We start from the raw sequence: 21,450 nt of genomic DNA, 5'->3' as shown, positions 1-21,450 counted from the left end.
CCGGTTCGTTCCATTATTGGGACTTCTTCTCAGCGAGGGCTTGCAGGGCCTGGTTCATCACTTCCTGATGCTGTTCGTTGTTGACGAACCCCGGAGTGCTGACCTTGTCCCAAAGGTCCTCGTTGGTCATGTTCTGGTGGCAACCCATGCACAGGCCGGTGCGCTCCATCTTTTCGCGCATTTCCTGCGGCAGCGGGCCGGTCAGAGGCCAGTGCGAACCGACTGTGACCAACTGCTCGCCATCCTCGGTGACAATCCGGCTGAGATCGTGGTCGAGAGACGGGACAGGCTGGGACTGCAACTGGCTCTGCTGCGGGATGATTTCACCCTCGGCAGTTTCCAGATCGACCGTGAAGCCATCCTCGTAGCCTTTCATGAACCGTCCACCGCTGATGCCATAGCCAAGCGCTTTCGGGTTGTCATGGCAGCTTTCACAGGTGCGGGCTTCGCGACCGGCAGTGTGCGGCTGAACGGCGGCGTGGTCGAGGCCCTTGGTACCGCCGGCATCCGGGGTCATCCAGGTCTCGTTGTGCGCAACCGTATTGCCGTCCTTGTCGATCACGGTTGTGATCACCTGACAGCCGGGCATGAGCGGGCTGACGCGGCCTTCACCATTGATGCCGAGGGTCGGTTCTTCCCACCGCAGGTAGGAGCGGGTCTCAGAAACCTTGCCCGGGCCGGTGAGACCGTTGGTGCCCAGTTCGTTGTCGGCGGTCAGACCGTTCTCGCCACGCGAGTTGGCGTTGTTGATCCAGTCGACATCGGTCTTGCCTTCGGAGTAGTCCACGGTGATGTGGCAGCCATAGCACTGCGGAGCCCAGTCTGCGTGGCAGGCATAGCACTCCATGCTTTCCATGTGACGTCCGACGCTCATCATGGCGACTTCGGCATTCGGGCTCTTCCAGGTACCGTCCGCAGCGATCTGCTTGAGGACAGGCACTTCGAAGTCAAGGCCGGATGCAGAGTGCATGATGACCTTCTCGCCCTTCTTGACGACGTTGCCGAACGGGTTGCCGCGTGCGGTCACGAGATAGCCGTCTTCGGCATCGTAGACCTCTGCGAAATACTGCTCGGCAGTGACATCGTCCGTCAGGCCGCGCGGTGTGTCGCCGATGTCGGTGTCGTGCTCTTCACCGTAACCGAGCGGCAGCTCCCACGGGTACTTGCTGACAGTGCCGTGGCAGTCCTCACACTCGATCTCGACCTGGGCCAGCGTGGTTCCCGGAAGGTTGCCGTCGCCATGCATGTCGACCGTGGTGTGGCAGTCCTGGCAGAGCATGCCTCCGGCCGGGTTGCCATCACGCGATTCGATTGCGTGGTGAAGGTCCTCTTTGACGTAGACATAGTTCTTCGTATGCAGCTTCGGCTGCTTGCCGCCCTTCTCGTTGTAAGGCGAACCATACGGGAACTCCATGATGCCCTGATAGCTCACGCCGATGCGCTTGCCGCGGTTGTGGCAGGAGTTGCAGGTCTCCGACGGAATGCCGGAATACTCGACATCGCCGTGCTTGACCTTCGACTTGCGCGTACCCTGCATCTGGTGGGTCAGCAGCTTGCCGGGCTGGTCCTTGGCGATCGTCGGATCGTTGCCTTCATAGAGGCCCTCGTTCGAATAGGGAACATGACACGAAGAACAACCGGCGCCCCGGAAATCGCCGCGTTTCTCACGGCCGGTCACGCCGACGTGGCAACGTTGGCACTGCTGGCGCGAATAGGTGATGCCGGCGAGGTTCGGATGCTCGGAGATCGCGTCGACATCGACGTCCGGAACCTGCTGCATCGAATCAGGCATCTGGTCGGGATGCGCTTCCGTGAACGCGACCATGTAAGCCTTGTAGGCATCGGTACCAACGGTCGGCACATTGCCGTCTTCATCGACCAGATCGTAGTTACCATAGACCGAGCGATGGGTATCGATGACGCCCCAGGACCACAGGTTGCCCTGCAGCTTGCCTGCTTCGGTGTTCATCAGCGATTTGGTCAGGCGTTCGGCGTAGCCTTCATGGCATTGGCCGCAGCTCTTGTCGGCGATCCAAAGCGCGCCCGGATCGGGGTAGAACATATGCGGTCCGCCCGCTTCGGCCAGCTCGGCAGGGGTACCGGCGTGGGCCTCTTCGGCGGTCAGGCCTGTCGGCGTGCCGCCGTGGCAGACGACGCAGCCAGCCGGGTCATTGTAATCGGGGCCCATCGCTTCGATGGTCTCCATCATGACGCCGGTTGTGAATTTTTCGATTCCCTCGTGGCAGGACAGGCAGCCTTTTTCCTCGGCTACGGCTGCATCCACCTTCTCAGGAACCTCCTGTGCAACCGCGGATAGTGCCGCGCCTGCTAGAAAAGTGAGTATTAAGCCTATGCGTTTCACGGTTTATCTCCCCTGGACGCTGGGCGCATGCGGAATCGCATACGGCCAATCATGGGGTAGATCGAACACCACGGGCCGGCCCTGACATGAGTCAGAAATTGCGTTTTGGACGGCCGGTATCCCGCTCTCCCAAGGGCAGTTGATCTACCGCAAGGCAGTCAATTCCCCGGCCTGTATCGTGATGTCATAAGGTCACGCGTAGCGCTCCGTTCACGCCCGGCCACCACAAAAGGGGGACGTGACCGGACAATGTATCTGGTGGACGAGAATCGTCGCGTCGCGACAATCAACGGTGCGGAATGCAAGTTGTGCGAGCACCACCTTTGCAGCTTTCTGCCCGATCGGCACAAAGCGTGTAGCCACTCCTTTCGCCAGTTGCTGCGCGGCGACCGCCTGTCCGTCGACGACGGGAGTTGTCTGCGCTTCTGGGTTGTCCTATCGGGCACAGCGGCGCTTTGCACGACGCTGGCCGATGGCCGCCGGCAGATCGTCGAACTGGAAACGCCCGGTGACTTCACCTGCGGCCTTTCTGCAATCGACGGCGCCCAGGGATGGATCGAGGCGCTGTGCGACTGCATGATCTGCGAGGTCGATCTCTCGCAGGTCGCCGGCATCCTGCGCAACGATCCGCAGTTTGCGCTCGACATGTTCCGGAGGGTGCATAACCGGCTCGAGAAATCAGCCGCCCACATCGTCGCTCTCGGCCGCCTCGACAGCATGGAGCGTATCTGCTTCTTCCTGTCCGAGATGGCGCGCCGCACAGGCAGGCTCAATGGTCGCCAAGCCCGCGTCAACCTGCCGATGACGAGGGAGGATATCGCCGACTATCTCGGGCTCAACTCCGAAACGGTCAGCCGTATCCTCGGACGAATCAAGAAGGCCGGATTGACGGTTTTCATCTCACCGACAGACTACGTCGTTCCCGATCTGGAAGCCCTGGAACGTCGTTTTCCGATCACACCAACATATGCGAACAAGGAGGCGGTTTGATGATCGTCGAGTTCGGCCATTTCGCCCTGTGCATCGCGCTTGTCGCGGCGATCGTTCAGGCAACAGTGCCGCTTTGGGGTGTCCAGACGCAGTCGGCTTCGGCCATGCGCATGGCCGACACGGCAGCGCAAATCCAGTTCATTGCGGTTGCCACCGCGTTCGGCGTGCTGACCCACGCCTATCTCGTGTCCGATTTCTCGGTCCTCAACGTCGCCATCAACTCGCATTCCGCTAAACCGACCCTCTACAAGGTCACCGGCGTGTGGGCGAACCACGAGGGGTCGATGCTGCTCTGGGTCTTGATCCTGGCGCTGTTCGGCATCCTGATTTCGGTGTTCGGGCGCATGATCCCGGTGACCATCCGGTCACTGGTGCTGGCCACCCAGGCGATGATCGGCACGGGGTTTCTGGCGTTTATCATCCTGACGTCCAACCCGTTCGTGCGCATTCCCAATCCGCCGCTTGACGGACAGGGCATGAACCCGCTGCTGCAAGACCCCGGCGTCGCGTTCCATCCGCCGCTGCTCTATGTCGGCTATGTCGGTTTTTCGACTGCCTTTTCCTTCGCCGTCGCCGCACTGATCTCCGGGCGCGTCGACCCGTCCTGGGCGCGCTGGATGCGCCCGTGGATCCTGCTCGCCTGGGCCGGACTGACCGCCGGTATCGCGCTCGGTTCCTGGTGGGCCTACTACGAACTCGGTTGGGGCGGCTTCTGGTTCTGGGATCCGGTCGAAAACGCGTCCTTCATGCCCTGGCTGCTGGGCACCGCGCTGCTGCACTCGGCAATCGTCGTCGAAAAACGCAATGCGCTGCTCAAATGGACGATCCTGCTGGCGATCTTCACCTTCGGCCTGAGCCTGATCGGCACCTTCCTGGTCCGCTCTGGCATTCTGTCATCGGTGCACGCCTTTGCCAACGACCCGGAACGCGGCATGTTCATCCTGCTGCTCCTGGTCCTCTATATCGGCGGCGCACTGGCACTCTATGCTTGGCGTGCGCGCAGTATCGCCGACAGCGGAACCTTCGATGTCGCTTCGCGCGAAAGCGGCCTGCTCCTGAACAACATGCTGCTGGCGGCAGCCTGCGCGGTCGTCTTCATCGGCACGCTTTATCCGCTGTTCCTCGATGCCGCGACCGGCGACAAGATCACCGTCGGAGCGCCTTACTTCAACCAGACCTTCCTGCCGATTTTTGCGATCGTGATGGTCGCGGCAGGCATCGGGCCGTTCCTGGCCTGGAAGAAGGCGAATCGCGGCGCAGCCATTCGTGCTTCGCTGACCTGCCTTTGCGTCACCCTGATCGTAACAGCCGCCATTGCCCTCATCTTCCAACTCGCCGACCCGGCCGGCCTGTTCGGCATCGCTGTCGCCGTATGGCTCATCGTTACCTCTCTCTGGGACATGGCGCGCCGCGCCGGCGTGCCCTCTATCGGCACGGTCACTGCACTGCGCCGCCTGATCGGTCTGCCACGTTCGGCCTGGGGCCTTTACATCGGCCATGCCGGTGTCGCGGTCGCAGCCGCAGGCGTTATCGCCGTTTCGATTTGGAAGGCAGAGGCCATCCAGGTCCAGGCGCTCGGCGAAGCGGTCGATGTCGGACCCTACCAGTACACACTGGTCGAAGTCGGCCAGGCGCAAGGCAAGAACTACCAGTCCTCCGTCGCCACCGTCCGTGTGGAGCGTGACGGCGAACTGGTCACGCTGCTGTACCCCGAACGGCGCTGGTATCCGGTCGAGAAGAAGCCGACCACCGAAGCCGGGATTTCGGCGCGCTGGCATGGCGACTTTTACGCCGTGCTTGGCGATCCGAATGGCGCCGGCAGCTTCGTCACCCGTTTCTACTACAACCCCGGCGTGCCGTGGATGTGGTTCGGAGCACTGATGATCACGCTGGCCGGCATGATCTCGCTGTCTGACCGCCGATTGCGGATCGGTGCGCCGCGGCGCACGCCCGCCCCGGCCCTGCAGCCGGCTGAATAGGAGTGCAGACAATGCTGCGAACGAAACTGAGAACCATAGCCGCGCTGGCGGCCGGGTTGACGATCGCCGCTTTCGCCCACGGCCCGGCCATGGCGATCAATCCAGGCGAGATGTTCGAGGACCCGGCCAAGGAGCAGCGCGCCCGCGATATCGGCCGCAACCTGCGCTGCATGGTGTGTCAGAACCAGTCGATCTTCGATTCGAACGCGTCACTGGCTGCGGACCTGCGCATGCTCGTTCGCGAACGCATCGAGGCCGGCGATAACGACGACCAGGTCGTCGACTACATCTCCGATCGCTACGGCGACTACGTCCTGCTCGAACCGCCGGTCGACCGGCACACCTACATCCTGTGGCTCGCGCCGGTGTTCTGCCTGCTGATCGGCGCAGGCATGGTCTTCGCCTATCACCGCGGCAAACCGGCGCGCACTGCGTCCGATTTCAGCAGCGCGGATCGCGAAGCCGCACAACGCATCCTTCAGGGAGACTGAAAATGATCTGGTTCTGGACCTCCGTATCGGTCGCCGCGATTGCGTCGGCTGCCTGGATCGCCCGGCCCTTGCTCCGCGCCACCTCCGTCGAGGTCAACGAGGCCGATTCCGCGATTTCGGTCTTCCGCGACCAGGCCGACGAGATCAAGCGCGACCTCAAATCCGGCCTGATCAGCGAGGCGGAGTTCGACGCCGCGCAGGAAGAGATCGAGGCGCGGGCGCTGAACGCCGCCCGCAATCTCGGTCAGGGCATGTCCGTTACCCGGCGCGCGCCGATTGCCGCGGCTGCCATCATCGCGATGTTCGCCGTCGGCTCCTTCGGCCTCTATTCGGTCTATGGCACGCCGCAGGCGCCGGACCACCCTCTCCTCGCCCGCAAGCACGAGGCGCTTGAAAAGAAGGCGGCCGCCGGCGACATCGGCAGCCGGATCGCGCTTCTGATCGACGCGACCAAGGAAGACCCGGAATCCTTCCAGAGCTGGTGGATGCTGGCGCGCAGCTATGCGGCGACCGGCGACAACGCGTCGGCCGCCGACGCTTACCGAAAGGCAGCCGAACTGTCCGGCGACCGGCCGGCCGTCCTGTCGGCCTATGCCGAAGCGCTGACGCTCGCCAACGGCAACAAGGTGCCGCAAGCCGCCCGGCTGGTGTTCCAGCAAATCCTGGCAAAGACGCCCGATCCGCGCGCGCGCTACTATCTGGCGCTCGCCAAGGCGCAGGCCCAGGACTTTCGGGGCGCGCTCGAGGACTGGGCGATCATGGCCAACGAGTCGGAGGAAAATGCGCCGTGGATGCCGCTGGTTCGCCGCGATATCGTCAATATGGCCCGCTTTCTGGAAGAAGACGTAACGCAATTCCTGCCGAACGCCACGCCTGAAGAAATCGCCAGGTCCGGCGGCGCACCGGTCGACAACACCGCGCTTGCGGCCCGCGCCGAGGAGTTGGACGCGGCGCTCGCCGCCGATCCGAAGGACTACAAGAGCTGGCTCGCCCTGGCCGAAACCCGTTCAGCGCTGGGCGACGGCGAAGCCGCGGCCAACGCAGTCGCATCGGCGCGCGAACAGTTTGCCGCCGCACCCTTCGTGCTCAACAAGATCGACGAGGCGGCGCGCCGCCTCGGCATCGACCTCGTCGCGTCCGCCAGCGTCAGCGGCCCCAGTGCCGAGGACATTGCCGCCGCGACCGCGATGAGCGATGAAGACCAGGCCAGCATGATCGCCGGCATGGTCGCCGGGCTGGCCGCCAAGCTGGAGGAAAACCCGGACAATCCGGACGGTTGGATCATGCTGGTCCGCTCCTACGCGGTCATCGGCGAAATGGAGAAGGCCCGTACCGCCTATGACAAGGCGCTCGCCCAGTATGAAGAAAACCAGGTGATGGCGAGCCGCATCGCAGAGGAAGCCGGCGCGCTGATCGGTGTAAACTGAGCTAGCCGGCGGCGGCGCCAATACCGCCACCTACCGAAACAGCGTCAATCGCGCAACAATTGCGCGGTTGACTTGACTTCTACACCATCTGCTGGACGGAATACTTCCTGAATATCGGGAGGGCGTATGATGGGAAGCAGAAAGCGGCTCCGCCAGGCGGTGGTTTTTGTCCACGGCATGGGTGAGCAGCGCCCCTTGGAGACCCTGAACAACTTCATCGGGGCGACCATTCCCGGCCCGGCAAGCGGCGACAACCAGAAAACCGGCAATCCGGTCTACTACTCGCGGCCCGATCCCGACAGCGATTCCTTCGAGACGCGCTTCTATCTGGCGCGCAAGACCGACCGGTATCCGCAGACCGATTTCTACGAATACCATTGGGCCCACATGATGCAGGGCAACAAGCTCACCGATCTGTGGGAGACATTCCGGCGCATCCTGGTGCAACCGGTCTGGAAAGTGCCGTCCGGATTGCGCGTGGTATGGGTGCTGTTCTGGGTCATCATCATTGGGGCGGCGTGGTACATCTGGCAGAACTCAGCCATCATCGAAGACCGTTCCGTCCCGGGGGTCATCGCTTTCCTCACCGGCGGCGGCGCGTTGGGAGCCGCACTGACATGGCTTGCGACCAAAGCCATTCCCGGCAAGGTCACCGCCAGCTTCGTCGATGTGGTCCGCTATCTCGACACCTCGCCGCGTTCCTATGCGGTGCGCAAAAACATCCGCAAGGGCATGGTCGACTTTCTCGACGAGCTTCACGACAAGCAACTCGGCAACGAACGGCGATATCAGCGCATCATCGTCGTCGCGCACAGTCTCGGCGCCTATGTCGCATATGACGGGATCACCTATCTCTGGACGCGGATGAACCAGACGAATGGCGGCGCAGGCGCGCCTCCGGTCGACCGGACTGTTCTGACAGACCTTGAAGCGGAGGCCCAGAAACTTCTCGACAATCCGGATGGCGATCCGACGCGCTATCGCGAGCTGCAGCGCGAGTTGTGGAAGCAATACACTGCGCACGGCAATCCCTGGCTGATCACTGACTTCGTGACCGCTGGCACGCCGATGTACATGGCCGAACAGCTGATGACGAAGAACCGGGCCGCCTTCGATGACAAGGTGCATCGCCGCGAATATGCTGTCTGCCCGCCGGAGCACGACAAGCCCGGCAACAATCCGACCAAAACGCTCTATTCCTACGAATACTCACCGACAGGCGCGGACAGCGACAAGGGCACCGTGCTTTATCATGGCGCGCCATTCGCCATCGTGCGGTGGAGCAATATGTGGTTTCCCGCCCGCCTCGAATTCTTTGGCGATTGGTTCGGCGGTCCGCTACGGCCCCTGTTCGGTGGCGGCATCAAGGATGTCGCGCTCAACGGCAACGGTTGGAAGCGGTTTCTGCCGGCCTGGGCGCACACGCTTTATTTTGGCTTTCCGGAGGACGAAACGGCCGGATCGGCAACGAAAGTCCTGCAGGACATGATGGAACTGGATTGTCGGGAGTGGCTGCCCGACGAAGAGCAGGATCCGGACACGTAACCGCTCGCCGCTTCACGCGCCGGCATCCCACTTACATGCGGACCATTTCGCGCAGGATGTCAGCGCGCGCGAACTATCATACTGTGATCACTGTACTTCCGGTGATCCGGAAGCACTGACCATACGTAGCTACAATCAAAACAATAAACCGGCTGCTCTATGTCCTCTGATACCCTTCCTCCGCCCGAAAACGCTCCCGTGATCCTATGGTTCCGGAACGATCTGCGCCTGCAAGACAATCTTGCGCTGTTAGCAGCGAGCGCGTCTGGCCGGCCGGTCATCCCGCTTTACATTCTCGAAGATGACGCTTCATCCGATGTCAGGCTCGGCCCGGCGCAGTTGTGGTGGCTGCATCATTCGCTGGAAGCGCTAGAGGCATCTCTGCTGAGACACGGCCCCTGCCTGATCCTGCGGCGCGGCTCGGAAGCGGAGGTGCTGGATGCGATGATCGCGGAAACAGGCGCCACCGCGATTTACTGGAACCGCCACTTCGCACCCTCTCGAATTGCTTCCGACGAAGATCTCGTCGCCGGCCTGCGCGCGCGCGGCCTCTCTGTCGAGTTGTTTGACGGGCAACTTCTGCATGATCCATCGCAGCTGCGCAGCAAATCCGGGAGCCCATTCCGCGTCTACACGCCGTTCTGGCGCACCTTCTCCGCCGGGGTCGGACCTCGCCCGGCGTTTTCGGCCCCGGACTCGATCCGACGCTGCGACCTCGATATCGCGTCTGACAGCCTCGCAGATTGGGCGTTGACACCGACAGCACCGAACTGGGCTGCCGGGTTGCGCGAGCGGTGGACGCCGGGCGAAACGGGCGCCCAAGCGCGGCTTGCCGACTTCCTTGCGACCGGAGCGGCCGGATATCGTGAGAAACGCGACTTTCCAGGCACCGAAAGCACGTCGCGTCTGTCGCCGTATCTGGCTTTCGGAGAGATCACGCCGTTCCAGATTTGGCAGGCAATCGAGGAAGCCGTGAACGTCAATGCCGGCGACCGGCAGAAATTCCTGCAAGAACTGTGTTGGCGCGAGTTTTCCTACCACCTTCTGGTCAACTTCCCCGACATGCGCGACAAGAACCTGAACGCGTCCTTTGATGCGTTTCCTTGGACCGGCGACACGGCGGCTCTTGACGCCTGGACGCTCGGCGAGACCGGCTATCCGATCGTCGATGCCGGCATGCGCGAGTTGTGGCAGACGGGTTGGATGCACAATCGGGTGCGGATGATCGTCGGCTCGTTTCTCGTCAAGCACCTGCTCGTCGACTGGCGGCACGGCGAACGCTGGTTCGCCGATACGCTTGTCGACCGCGACCCGGCTTCGAATGTCGCAAGCTGGCAGTGGATCGCAGGCTGCGGCGCCGATGCCGCGCCCTATTTTCGCATCTTCAATCCGATGCTGCAGGGTCAGAAATTCGACCCTGACGGCGCTTATGTCCGGCGATATGTACCGGAACTCGCCGACCTTTCCTCCGAACACATTCACCAGCCGTGGACGGCACCGCCGCACGAACTCAGACGTGCCGGCGTGGTCCTCGGCAAGTCCTATCCCTGCCCCATCGTCGATCACCGCATGGCGCGTGACCGGGCCCTCAATGCATATCAGGAAATGAAAAGGACCGCCGCGTGACCGTAAACTATGCTCCGCCACTCGCCATCGCGCCTGCCGGCGAGACCAGGAAGGTTGCCGTCATCGGCAGCGGCGTTTCCGGTGTCTCGGCCGCGTGGTCCATATCCAAACGCCACGATGTCACGCTCTACGAATCCGAGGCACAGCCCGGCGGTCACACCTGCACGGTCGACATTGACTATGCGGGCACGCCGATTTCTGTCGATGTCGGCTTTATCGTTTTCAATGCACGCAACTACCCGGAACTGACCGCACTGTTCGATCATTTCGACGTGGCAACCGAAGACTCAAACATGAGTTTCGCCTTGTCGCTCGACAATGGTTGGCGCGAGTGGTGCGGGCAGAACCTGCTCACCCTGTTTGCGCAGAAGCGCAACCTCTTGTCGCCGTCCTTTTGGTGGATGCTGCGCGAGATCCTGCGCTTCAATCGCCAGTCGCTGGCCGACCGCGAATCCGGGCTGATCGACCGTCTTTCGATCGGCCAGTATCTCAACACCCGCGGCTTTTCGAACCGGTTCCGCGACGACTACCTGATCCCGATGGCCGCCGCCATCTGGTCGACGCCGCGCATCCGCATGCTCGACTTTCCGGCCCGCTCCTTCATCAATTTCTTCGAGAATCACAGGCTGCTGGAGATTGTGCCACCACTATGGCAGACCGTATCGGGTGGATCGCGCAACTATCTTGACCGTGTGATCGACGACTTTCGGGGCACGCTGCGCTGTTCCAGCCCCGTGCGCTCGGTGCGGCGCGTAATCGGCGGTGTCGCGGTGACCACGGAAGACGGCTCCACCGCGATCTATGACGATGTCGTCCTGGCGTCGCACACCGACCAGAGCCTGGCCATGCGCGGCAGCGATGCCACGGTCGAGGAACGTGATATACTGTCGGCGATACCCTATTCGCCGAACCGGGTTCTACTGCACAGCGACGCGTCGTTCATGCCGCGCCGCAGGACCGCCTGGGCGGCATGGAACTACCTGCGCGACAGCGGCGGCGCCGATGAAGGCAGCATCTGCGTGACCTACTGGATGAACCGGCTTCAGAACCTCGACTATTCCAAACCGCTCTTTGTGACGCTCAATCCGGTGCGCGAACCGGCCGCGGGCACCGTATTCGGCGAGTGGAGCTTCGATCATCCGCTGTTCGACGAAGGCGCGTTTCAGGCGCAACAGATGTTGCGCGGCATTCAGGGCGACAGCGGCATCTGGTATGCCGGAGCGTGGACCGGCTACGGCTTCCACGAAGATGGATTGCGTTCCGGCCTCGCGGTCGCCGAAGCGCTCGGCTGCGTCATTCCCTGGCGCGACACTGCGGCCGCACCGAACCAAGGGCACAACGCATCACACGCCCTGGCGCGAGCCGCGTCATGAGCGCGCCGGCCGGCAGGGCGACGGAATTTGCGCCGGTGGCTGAGCCCGCCCGGCTCTATCCCGGCAAGGTCATGCATGCACGGCTGATGCCGTTCGGCCATCGCTTCACCTACCGGGTGTTCTCATTGCTGATCGATCCCGACCGTCTGGACGAAGCCGGCGCCATGTCGCGCTTCTTCTCGGTCAACAGTGCCAACCTCGTATCGTTTCACGAGGGCGATCACGTCGATCCTGCGAGCGGCGACATCTTGCTGCGCGCCTATGTCGACCGCCTTTTGGCGGATGCCGGGGTCGCACCGGCCGCACAGATCCGCCTGCTATGTTACCCCCGCATCCTTGGCTACGTGTTCAATCCGCTGTCGGTCTACTTCTGCCACGACGCCGGCGACCGCCTGACCGCGATCATCTACGAAGTGCGCAACACGTTTGGCGAGCGCCACACTTATGTCTGCCCCGTCGAGAGTGGGCAGATGTCGTCAAGCGGTGTGCGCCAGGAGCGGACCAAGATCTTTTACGTATCGCCCTTCATCGGCCTCGGCGCGCGCTACCACTTCCGCATGCTGCCGCCCGGCGAGACCGTACGAATGCGCATTCTGGAGACCGAAGACGGCAAGCCGCTGCTCTCGGCCGCTTTTTCAGGCACCGCCGCAGCGCTCACATCGCCGGCGCTGTTGCGCCAGGTCGCAAGCCTGCCTTTCATGACCTTGAAGATCATGGCCGGTATCCACTGGGAGGCGCTGAAATTGTGGATCAAGGGAGCAAAGTTCCATTCGCGTGGTGCGCCCCCGCCCCCGGTCAGCTATCGCGATGTGCCGCGCGGGCTGGAACCCGCCGAATAATCCCGCTAGATTAGGGGGATGGAGGAAATTCGGGACAGTCAGAGCGACGTTTCCGGCAGCGGCACCATCGCCGAATTGCGGGCTCGGGCGATCAAGGTAACCCCCGAGACTGTCGGCTCCTACCTGGGCGGCGTTCCAATGCGGGCGCGCTTCGCGTTGCGCGCCGCCGCGCGCCTGCCCAACGGTTCGCTAACGCTGGCCTATCCCGACGGACGGGTCATCCGGCTCGGCGACAACAATCCGGGGCCTAACGCTGTCGTGATCCTGCACAACTGGAACCTGCCCAAGCGCGCACTGTCCTCGGCAACTGTCGGGGTCGGCGAAAGCTACATGGATGGCGACTGGGAGAGCCCGGACGTCACCGAGTTCCTCGAATTGTTCGTCGCCAATGAAAGCCTCGGCTACCAGGTGGTCCGCGCCAACCGGGTCATTCGCTCGGTCAGCGCGTTCCGCCACTGGCTGAACCGAAACACCCGCGAGCGCGCCCGCAAGAACATTTCGGCGCATTACGACCTCGGAAACGACTTCTACAGCCGCTGGCTCGACCCTTCGATGACCTATTCCTCCGGCCTTTTCCAGGATGGCGCCAACGACCTGGAAAGTGCCCAGGCCGCCAAATACCGCGCGCTGGTGCGCGAGACCGGGATCGGGCCGGACGACCATGTGCTGGAGATCGGCTGCGGTTGGGGCGGATTCGCCGAGTTCGCCGCCCGCGAAACCGGTTGCCGGGTGACCGGGCTGACCATCAGCCGCGAACAGCTGACCTTCGCCGAGGAACGCATCCGCCGCGCCGGGCTGTCCGATCGCGTCTCGCTCAAGTTCCAGGACTACCGCGACGAGACTGACACCTATGACAAGGTTGTGTCGATCGAGATGTTCGAAGCGGTCGGCGAGAAGTACTGGCCCGGCTACTTCTCAAAGGTTCGCGACGTGCTGAAACCGGGCGGCAAGGCCGGCCTGCAGATCATCACGATCAACGACAAGGCCTTCCCGCAATATCGCGCCAGCCCGGATTTCATTCAGCGCTACATTTTTCCCGGCGGCATGTTGCCGACACCTCAGCTTCTGCGCGCGCTGACCGCCGATCACGGCCTGTCGCAGATCGCCGAGCGCATCATGGCGCAGGACTATGCCGAAACGCTGAAATTATGGCGGGAGCGTTTCTGGGATGCGTGGGACAGCATCCGTCCGATGGGGTTTGACGACCGGTTCAAGCGCATGTGGGAGTTTTATCTCCATTATTGCGAGGCGGGTTTCCGCGACGAATTCATCGACGTGCGCCAATTGATCTACGAACGCTCTTAGGCGGCCCGGCGCTTGGCATTGACCTAGCGACATGCGCTGCGTTCAGTGCGCCGTTTGCTTGCGCTTTCGCTCCGGCCGTCCGGATAAGCGAGCCATTGAATCGCCGGGCGGTTCCGGTTGTTCGCTTCCGCTCTGCGCGGCCGAGGACTTCGTGGCGCCTTTCGCTACGAGCATGCTCGCAAGGGTTTCGCCGACGCAAAGGTGGGTGACATAGCCACCGCGAATGGCTGCCAGTGTGGCGTCCAGGCGGTCCTCCCCATCGACAATGAGCAATCGGCGCTTGGCCCGGCGTATGGCTTCCGGCTCCGCAGCGATCACCCGGTCGTTCGGCGACGCTTCCATTCGCTCGCCGTCGGCGTTGATGAAGCGGCAACACAGGATCCCGGCCGCGCCCGCCCTTCTCGCAGCGCCGAGTTCCTTCAGCGTCAGCATCTTCGCAACGGCCATCGGGGTCGTGTCGGCGACGCTGCCAATGGATGCGACGACCAGGTCGAGGTGTCTCAGCGCATCCATCTGTGCTGCGATCGTCGGTTCGGCGGTCAGGATATCGGCGATATCAGGTGTCGAAGCCAGTGCCGGCGCATGGAGCGTGAAGCACTGCGCGCCGAGTTTGGTGGCGATGTCGACGGTGCACTTCTCGGACGCAGGTATGAGGTCGGTGTTGATCGAGCCGATCATCTGATAGACGCGGACGTCCTCGATCGGATTGTAAGTGAGATGATCCCCAATCGTCTGAACCGGGACGCCCCAGGCGATGCCGAGCTTGTCTCCGGGTTTCAGCAGATCCCGCATCGCTGTTGCGCCGATCCTCCCCAACTGGCGGAGACTTTCTTCTTCGGCGCCGTCACCGGAGTTCGCAAGCTTGCGGGCTATGTACACGTCTTCAAGGCCGAAGGCGTCCTTGAGTTGCGCCGCCAGGTTGGATGAGGAAAGGCTGTTCCCATCCACGCGAATATCCACGATTCCAAGCTCACGCGCCTCGCGGAGAAAGTTGACCACTGTCGAGCGCGCAACGTTGAGGCGCTTGGCAATGTCGTGCTGGGTCATCCCCTCTCCATAGTATAGAAGCGCCACATTTGCGAGCAACGCATGTTTTTCGCCAACGACTCGCGACTGTTTCTTGTATGTAGTCATTCTTTTCGCCTGTATTGCACCTCAACTAATGTCGCCGCGGTTTTTGGCAGATGTCCGCCGCATCTGACACTTGCCACAGTAAATTACACATGTCGCAATTCTTCACATGTGTAATTTGTTGTGTTGGCCTTGGCAAACGCAGTTACTGCGGAATTCAGGGCGAAAAAGCGTGTTTCGAAAAGCACTTGTAGGTGTGTTCGCATCCGTGGCCATGACGAGTGCGGCCTGATCGGGCCGGCAACTGCCTTGCTGTTCTACCAGCTCATCCATCGTACCAGTTTCGGGCTCGACATGCAGGTCGTTCGCGGCGGCAGTGCCGCAGCCGAAATCTCAGCTTTCATTGTTGTCAATCCGCCGACGACGTCGTTCCTGCTTGCAGCCATGACCGACTTCTTTGCAAGCTTCTTTGTGCCGGCGCGCGTCGTCACTCCACCCGGTGCGCGGGTGCCGGCGTTGCGACAGGCCGTTTCGACCAGCCGGTCGAGCGCTTGACGAGCCAGAAGTAGAGCGGGTGCGGCAACATCCTGAGCAGCTTCAGCACATAGGTAAAGCGCCGCGGGAACGTGACCTCGAAGCCGCCGCGCTCGATCCCGGCGACCATCTGCTCGACGGCGGCATCGACCGGCATCAGTGCCGGCATGGCGAAGTCGTTCTGCTCGGTCGCCGGCGTATCGACGAAGCCGGGATTCACCACCTGCACGCGGATGCTCATCTTTTCGAGATCGAACAGCAGGGATTCTGCCATGTTGTTGAGAGCGGCTTTCGATGCTCCATAGGCCGACGCCGCCGGCAATCCGGAGTAGGCGCTGACCGAACCGACGAAAACCACCTGGCCGCGACCTTCCGCGCGCATGTGGTCCACGACCGGCGCCAAACCGTTCAGGACGCCAAACAGGTTGACCTCGTAACTGTCGCGAAAGCGATCAAGATCGATCGCGTCGCCATATGTGGGAAAGTAGCTGCCGGCATTAAATACCGCGAGGCGGATCGGGCCGGTTTCGGCGGCGATCTGTCGAACCGTCGCTTGCATCGCATTACGGTCTGTGACGTCGCAGGGATAGGCGACGATTGTGCCACGCCATCCGGCCGCTTCGGTGACCATCTCGTCCAGCTTGTCGGCGGACCGGGCTGTAGCGGCGACGGTGTAGCCTTCGCGCGCCATCTGCAGAACGAGTTCGCGGCCAATCCCGCTGCTGGCGCCGGTGATCCAAACCGCGCCATCGCCTTTCTTGATCCGATAAAGCGGCATCGTGTTCCCTTCGCGAGTTTCGATTGGCGCAAGCACTCGTGTCGTCCGGCGCCGCCGGCGTCGGTTCCAGCCTTGGAGCCTTACTCGCTTAACTCGCGCCCAAGATGTCGCCGATACGCTGGTAAAGCGAACCGGTCATCCGAAGCCCGCCATCCGTGATGGCGAAACACACGCACGGCACATCGCTGGCAACGATCGGCCGGTGATCCAGCGATTCGTCACCGATCGAGATGTCGCCGCGACCGAAATAGCCCTGATTGTCGCGAAACGCGCCATCTACCACCAGCGTCAGCTCGACGCCTTCATGCGTGTGCGCCGGCATTTTTCGACCCGGCTTGATCCACAGCATCTGCGCATGGAAACCATCCACCTCGCCGAGATCGTATTCCCGATAGCCAGGCAGTTTGGTTTTCCATGGAATGGTCTCGATCGAGTGGCCGATGAAGTCCTGCAAAGGCAACGGCATCTCGCCTGACGGCGCGCGATCGCGCACGCCCAGCCGGATCTGCGCCGGAGCGGAGCCGAACACGGCGGCCAGCATCGCTTCGCGGTCGCTCAGCGCCAGCGGCGTTTCGGTTTCGATCTCCTCACCGGCTGCCGCTTCCAGCGCCCGCGCGATGGCGCGGCTGGGGGCACACAGCTCCAGATGCGAGGCGACCAGCACCTCGATCGGCTTCGGCAAGGATCCGGCGACATAGCGCGCCAGCAAAGCATCCATGTTGTCGATCTGGTTTTCTGTCATTGTCGACTATTCCGCAGGGGCAATTATCGTCATACCCTTCTGCCACGTCTACGCCCAGCATGACAAACCGGATCATCGAGGGGCCGGAAAAAACAAATCCACCGGATAGAAACAATTGTCGCCCAATCCCGCGATCTTCGGAAAAAAACTTCCTTGATGGCGCCGATGCCAACTCATAGTGTCCGCCAAAACCACAGGATCAGGTCATGCACAGTTCAGTCACCGACGTGATCGGCAACACTCCGCTGATCAAACTCAAGCGCGCGTCCGAAGAGACGGGATGCACGATTCTCGGCAAGGCGGAGTTCCTCAATCCCGGCCAGTCGGTCAAGGATCGCGCGGCGATGTTCATTGTGCGCGACGCCGAGAAAAAGGGATTGCTCAAGCCCGGCGGCGTGATCGTCGAGGGGACGGCTGGCAACACGGGTATCGGCCTGTCGATGGTCGCCAAGGCGCGCGGCTACCGCACCGTGATCGTAATCCCGGAGACCCAGTCGCAGGAAAAGAAAGACACGCTTCGCCTGGCCGGCGCCGAACTGGTGGAGGTGCCGGCGGCCCCCTACCGCAACCCGAACAACTATGTCCGCGTGTCCGGAAGGCTTGCCGAACAACTGAATCGCAGCGAGCCGAACGGCGCGATCTGGGCCAACCAGTTCGACAACGCCGTCAACCGCCAGGCGCATATCGAGACCACGGCGCCCGAGATCTGGCGCGACACGGACGGCAAGGTTGATGGCTTCATCTGTGCGGTCGGTTCAGGTGGCACATTGGCCGGCGTAGCCGAGGGACTGCGCTCGAAGAACCCAAACGTCAAGATTGGCATCGCCGATCCGATGGGCGCAGCGCTTTACTCCTACTACACGATCGGCGAATTCAAGTCGGAAGGTTCGTCAATCACCGAAGGCATCGGCCAGGGCCGGATCACCGCCAATCTGGAAGGCTTCACGCCGGATTTCGCTTGGCAGGTCCACGACGACGAAGCACTGCGCATCGTCTTCGCCCTCGCCCAAGAGGAAGGCATGGTGATGGGCGGATCCACTGGCATCAACATCGCCGGCGCGGTCCGGCTGGCAAAGGAACTCGGCCCCGGCCACACCATCGTGACGATCCTCTGCGACTATGGCAGCCGCTACCAGTCGAAACTGTTCAACCCCGATTTCCTGCGCTCAAAGGATCTTCCAATCCCGGCGTGGCTGGAAAAAAAGACCGCCATCGAAGTGCCATTCGAGGATGTGGGGTGAGTTGAGGGTTGCAAACGAGATTTTCGAAATCATTGCGCTAGAACTGGCCTGCGCCCTGCAAATGGTGGCAGTGCTGCTCAGATTTAGTTGCTGGCCGCATTGCTCGTTCTGAGCATGGACCGGATTGCACCAGATATTCGGCGCCCGGTATCGATCCGGCGATCGCTCTCAAAGTCGATTGCGCTTATCGCGGCCCATTTTGCCGTTGTGGCGCTTGGCGTGTGCATGGTACGGGATGGAGTAATCGGTTCCAGCTACGGCGAGTCCACCGTTTATGCGGGCTGGGCGATAATTGTGCTTTCTGGTGTCCGTTCGGTCCAATTGTTGGGACGTCTGTTTTTCGTTCACCCGACCTATGTCGTTCTTTCACCAACCGGTTTCACCGACAAGCGCTGCTTTCGCGGAGAGATCCCCTGGTCAGCCATTGACCGCATGTCCGTCTGGACCTTCCGCTTGACGTCAAGCATCCATTTGCGCTTGCATGCCGATCACGCTGCCGATTTCAACCCGACTTGGTCGAGCAGGTTTACACGTTGGATAAAAAGGCGGGACATCATTGTCTTTTCAAGCGACCTCGACGTTTCGTTCTCTGAGCTTTTGGAGGTGATGCGCAGCTTTTTCGAAGACTACCAGCCTTCTGCTTTGGACGAACATTGAGTGCTCTACGGAATGTCCTGATTTGACTTGCATCGCCCAATCCTTACCAGCGCCTTCTATCGACAGCATCCGCGCCGCCTGACGGCAACAGTTCGATTCGCAAGGCCACTTCGGAATGCGCCTACCTCCTCAGTAGTCCGGCTCGGTACGCTGTGCGGACCTTCCCGAACGTCGTAGCCGCAGCTGAAATCGATACCCCCTTCCGCCATCATCACAATCTGCCGAGACTGATCAAAAACCGATCGATTACGATATGCGACTTGACCTTGGTCAAGGTGGTTGGGCCGATCCGCGGCGAGGGTCGCCCGCATGGATCGGCTGGCAAAATTTGTCCATCGCGGCATTCTGACCGCTCTCTTGGTGTTGGGCGCAATCAGCGCGTCCGGCGCAAATGAGCTATCGCGCTTTCTTGGCGAACTTGACCCGGCCGAACTGGTCGCCGGCGCGGACGCCTTTGGCCCGGTGCGCGACGACATCGACGCGGCGGCGGTGCTTGCCGGCGGAGAGACAGTCGCCTGGGCCTTCCTGACTTCCGATTTTGTTGGCACGACCGGCTACTCCGGCAAACCAATCCATGTCGTCGCTGCAATCTCGCCAGACGCCGTGCTGACCGGCGCGCGCCTGGTCGAACACTCCGAACCGATCGTCCTGATCGGCATCCCAGATACGCGCATGCGTGCACTGACCGAAAGCTATGCCGGCCTCGACTTGAAGGCCGAAGCGGCGGCCGGCGGTTCGGCGCACGATCTCGACATCATCTCCGGCGCGACGGTGACGGTCATGGTGATCGACGACTCCATCGTCCGCGCCGGGCTGAAGGTCGCCCGGGCGCTCGGTCTCGGCGGATTGGTGACAGAAACACCGGTTGGACCGCCACGCGAAGTCGACATGGAGCAATCCCGGCAGGCCGACTGGACGACCCTTTCGGGCGACGGATCGATCCGTCGGATGACCATCGATATCGGCCAGATCAACGCCGCCTTCGCCGCCACCGGCGACGCGCGTGCCATCGCACGGCCGGAACCCGGTGACACCGGCGACACCTATATCGATCTGCACGCCGCACTGGTCAGCGTTCCGACCATCGGCCTGAGCCTGCTCGGCGAACGCGAATACACAAATCTCGTAAACTGGCTCGAACCGGGCGAGCAGGCACTGCTGCTGCTCGGTCGCGGCGCCTATTCCTATAAGGGTTCGGGCTATGTGCGCGGCGGCATCTTCGACCGCTTCCAACTCATCCAGGGCGATGTTTCGGCCCGCTTCTTCGACCGCCAGAACCGCCGCGTCCTCAACCTTGCGCCGACGGATGCGCCGAGCTTCACCGAACTAGACCTGTTCAGGATCCCTGCTGAGGCCGGTTTCCAGCCGGGCGAGCCGTTCCGTATCCAACTCCTGGCGCAGCGCGCGGTCGGTGCGGTCGACAAGACTTTCCTGACCTTCGATCTCGGCTATCACCTGCCGGAGAGCTACCTGTTGCCGGCCGCCGTCGCACCGGTCGCCCACGACGCCATCCAGACCGAGGCCGAGGCCAAGGCCGCACTCTGGCAGCGGATATGGCGCGACAAGACATTCGAAATCGTTGGCCTCGGCTTGATGCTGACCGTGCTGACCGGCGTGTTCTTCTTCCAGTTCCAGGCGACAAGTCGCGAACGTCCCTTCTTCTGGTTCCGCATGGCCTTCCTCACCGTCTCGCTGGTGTGGCTCGGCTGGATGATGAACGCTCAGCTATCCGTCGTGAACCTGATGGCGCTCGCCGGCGCGCTGCGCACCGGGTTTACCTGGGATGCCTTTCTGCTCGACCCGCTGGTGTTCATCCAGTGGTTCGCGGTAGCCGCCGCGCTGCTGTTCTGGGGCCGCGGTGCCTATTGCGGTTGGCTCTGCCCCTTCGGCGCGCTGCAGGAACTGACCAACCGGATCGGCCGTGTGTTCAAGATCCCGCAGGTCGAATTGCCCTGGGGGCTGCACGAACGCCTGTGGGCGCTCAAATACATGATCTTCCTCGGACTGTTCGGTGTCTCGCTGGCTTCCATACCGGCCGCCGAAAGACTAGCCGAGATCGAGCCGTTCAAAACGGCAATCATCCTGAAATTCGTTCGCGATTGGCCGTTCGTGGTGTTCGCGCTGGCGGTCCTTGTAGCCGGGCTGTTCATCGAACGCTTCTACTGCCGCTACCTGTGCCCGCTGGGCGCCGCGCTGGCGATCCCGGCCCGGATCCGCATGTTCGACTGGCTGAAGCGCTATCAGACCTGCGGTGCACCCTGCAGGACCTGCGCCAATGAATGCCCGATCGCTGCGATCCACCCGACCGGCGAGATCAACCCGAACGAGTGTGTCAACTGCCTGCACTGCCAGGTGCTTTACCAATCCGAGGTGAAGTGTCCGGTTGTGATCCGGCAATTGAAAAGGCGTGCCGCAGTGGGAGGCACGCCGGTTTCTGCGCAACAGACGGTGGCAGCCGAATGACTGGCGTCACCTCCCACTATCCTAAAG

Annotated in this window: 16 protein-coding genes; 12 read left to right on the top strand and 4 right to left on the bottom strand. The window is 62.1% G+C overall.

Features of this window, described 5'->3' with window-relative positions; translation table 11 throughout:
• Positions 1 to 13: 13 nt before the first annotated feature.
• Positions 14 to 2,284: a hypothetical protein gene (locus ACO06R_RS10400; protein WP_421849056.1), complete on the bottom strand. Its 2,271-nt coding sequence runs from the start codon at positions 2,282 to 2,284 to the stop codon at positions 14 to 16.
• A 336-nt stretch (positions 2,285 to 2,620) separates the two neighbouring features.
• Between ACO06R_RS10400 and ACO06R_RS10395 the strand changes: the two genes are divergently transcribed.
• The 9 genes from ACO06R_RS10395 to ACO06R_RS10355 all read left to right on the top strand — a co-directional run bounded on the left by ACO06R_RS10395 (position 2,621) and on the right by ACO06R_RS10355 (position 13,937).
• Positions 2,621 to 3,352, top strand: coding sequence for a Crp/Fnr family transcriptional regulator (locus ACO06R_RS10395; protein WP_421849053.1), 732 nt, complete (start codon positions 2,621 to 2,623; stop codon positions 3,350 to 3,352).
• Entirely contained in the window at positions 3,352 to 5,331 is a 1,980-nt protein-coding gene (locus ACO06R_RS10390; protein WP_421849050.1) for a heme lyase CcmF/NrfE family subunit, read from the top strand. The genes ACO06R_RS10395 and ACO06R_RS10390 overlap by 1 nt, the downstream gene beginning before the upstream one ends.
• 11 nt (positions 5,332 to 5,342) lie before the next feature.
• On the top strand, positions 5,343 to 5,822 hold the full coding sequence (locus ACO06R_RS10385; protein ID WP_421849047.1) for a cytochrome c-type biogenesis protein: 480 nt from the start codon (positions 5,343 to 5,345) through the stop codon (positions 5,820 to 5,822).
• Between the two features lie 2 nt (positions 5,823 to 5,824).
• Positions 5,825 to 7,249 carry a c-type cytochrome biogenesis protein CcmI gene (gene ccmI, locus ACO06R_RS10380; RefSeq protein ID WP_421849044.1) on the top strand — a complete coding sequence of 475 codons (1,425 nt, stop codon included), beginning with the start codon at positions 5,825 to 5,827 and terminating at the stop codon, positions 7,247 to 7,249.
• Positions 7,250 to 7,375: 126 nt separating this feature from the next.
• Complete coding sequence (locus ACO06R_RS10375; RefSeq protein ID WP_421849041.1) at positions 7,376 to 8,794, top strand: hypothetical protein; 1,419 nt, start codon at positions 7,376 to 7,378, stop codon at positions 8,792 to 8,794.
• A 159-nt stretch (positions 8,795 to 8,953) separates the two neighbouring features.
• Entirely contained in the window at positions 8,954 to 10,420 is a 1,467-nt protein-coding gene (locus ACO06R_RS10370; RefSeq protein WP_421849037.1) for a cryptochrome/photolyase family protein, read from the top strand.
• On the top strand, positions 10,417 to 11,793 hold the full coding sequence (locus tag ACO06R_RS10365) for an NAD(P)/FAD-dependent oxidoreductase (protein ID WP_421849034.1): 1,377 nt from the start codon (positions 10,417 to 10,419) through the stop codon (positions 11,791 to 11,793). Before ACO06R_RS10370 ends, ACO06R_RS10365 begins: the two co-directional genes overlap by 4 nt.
• Complete coding sequence (locus tag ACO06R_RS10360) at positions 11,790 to 12,632, top strand: DUF1365 domain-containing protein (RefSeq protein ID WP_421849031.1); 843 nt, start codon at positions 11,790 to 11,792, stop codon at positions 12,630 to 12,632. Before ACO06R_RS10365 ends, ACO06R_RS10360 begins: the two co-directional genes overlap by 4 nt.
• Positions 12,633 to 12,650: 18 nt before the next feature.
• Positions 12,651 to 13,937 carry a class I SAM-dependent methyltransferase gene (locus ACO06R_RS10355; protein WP_421849028.1) on the top strand — a complete coding sequence of 429 codons (1,287 nt, stop codon included), beginning with the start codon at positions 12,651 to 12,653 and terminating at the stop codon, positions 13,935 to 13,937.
• Positions 13,938 to 13,979: 42 nt separating this feature from the next.
• Here ACO06R_RS10355 and ACO06R_RS10350 read toward each other — a convergent pair whose 3' ends face one another.
• From ACO06R_RS10350 to ACO06R_RS10340, 3 genes are all read right to left on the bottom strand, one after another.
• Positions 13,980 to 14,984, bottom strand: coding sequence for a sugar-binding transcriptional regulator (locus ACO06R_RS10350; RefSeq protein ID WP_421849024.1), 1,005 nt, complete (start codon positions 14,982 to 14,984; stop codon positions 13,980 to 13,982).
• A gap of 511 nt (positions 14,985 to 15,495) precedes the next feature.
• Positions 15,496 to 16,320 (bottom strand): SDR family NAD(P)-dependent oxidoreductase, encoded by an 825-nt coding sequence (locus ACO06R_RS10345; protein ID WP_421849021.1) that lies wholly within the window; start codon positions 16,318 to 16,320, stop codon positions 15,496 to 15,498.
• Between the two features lie 88 nt (positions 16,321 to 16,408).
• Positions 16,409 to 17,062 (bottom strand): ChrR family anti-sigma-E factor, encoded by a 654-nt coding sequence (locus ACO06R_RS10340; protein WP_421849018.1) that lies wholly within the window; start codon positions 17,060 to 17,062, stop codon positions 16,409 to 16,411.
• Between the two features lie 206 nt (positions 17,063 to 17,268).
• Here ACO06R_RS10340 and ACO06R_RS10335 point away from each other — a divergent pair, with 206 nt between their 5' ends.
• The 3 genes from ACO06R_RS10335 (at position 17,269) to ACO06R_RS10325 (ending at position 21,423) form a co-directional block, all read left to right on the top strand.
• On the top strand, positions 17,269 to 18,303 hold the full coding sequence (locus ACO06R_RS10335) for a cysteine synthase A (RefSeq protein ID WP_421849015.1): 1,035 nt from the start codon (positions 17,269 to 17,271) through the stop codon (positions 18,301 to 18,303).
• An 87-nt stretch (positions 18,304 to 18,390) separates the two neighbouring features.
• Complete coding sequence (locus ACO06R_RS10330; RefSeq protein ID WP_421849012.1) at positions 18,391 to 18,960, top strand: STM3941 family protein; 570 nt, start codon at positions 18,391 to 18,393, stop codon at positions 18,958 to 18,960.
• 309 nt (positions 18,961 to 19,269) lie between these two features.
• Positions 19,270 to 21,423, top strand: coding sequence for a 4Fe-4S binding protein (locus ACO06R_RS10325; RefSeq protein WP_421849008.1), 2,154 nt, complete (start codon positions 19,270 to 19,272; stop codon positions 21,421 to 21,423).
• Positions 21,424 to 21,450: the final 27 nt, after the last annotated feature.

It is taken from the genome of Oricola sp. (assembly GCF_965230365.1).
GTDB lineage: Bacteria > Pseudomonadota > Alphaproteobacteria > Rhizobiales > Rhizobiaceae > Oricola.
This window is presented reverse-complemented; position numbering and strand designations above follow the sequence as displayed.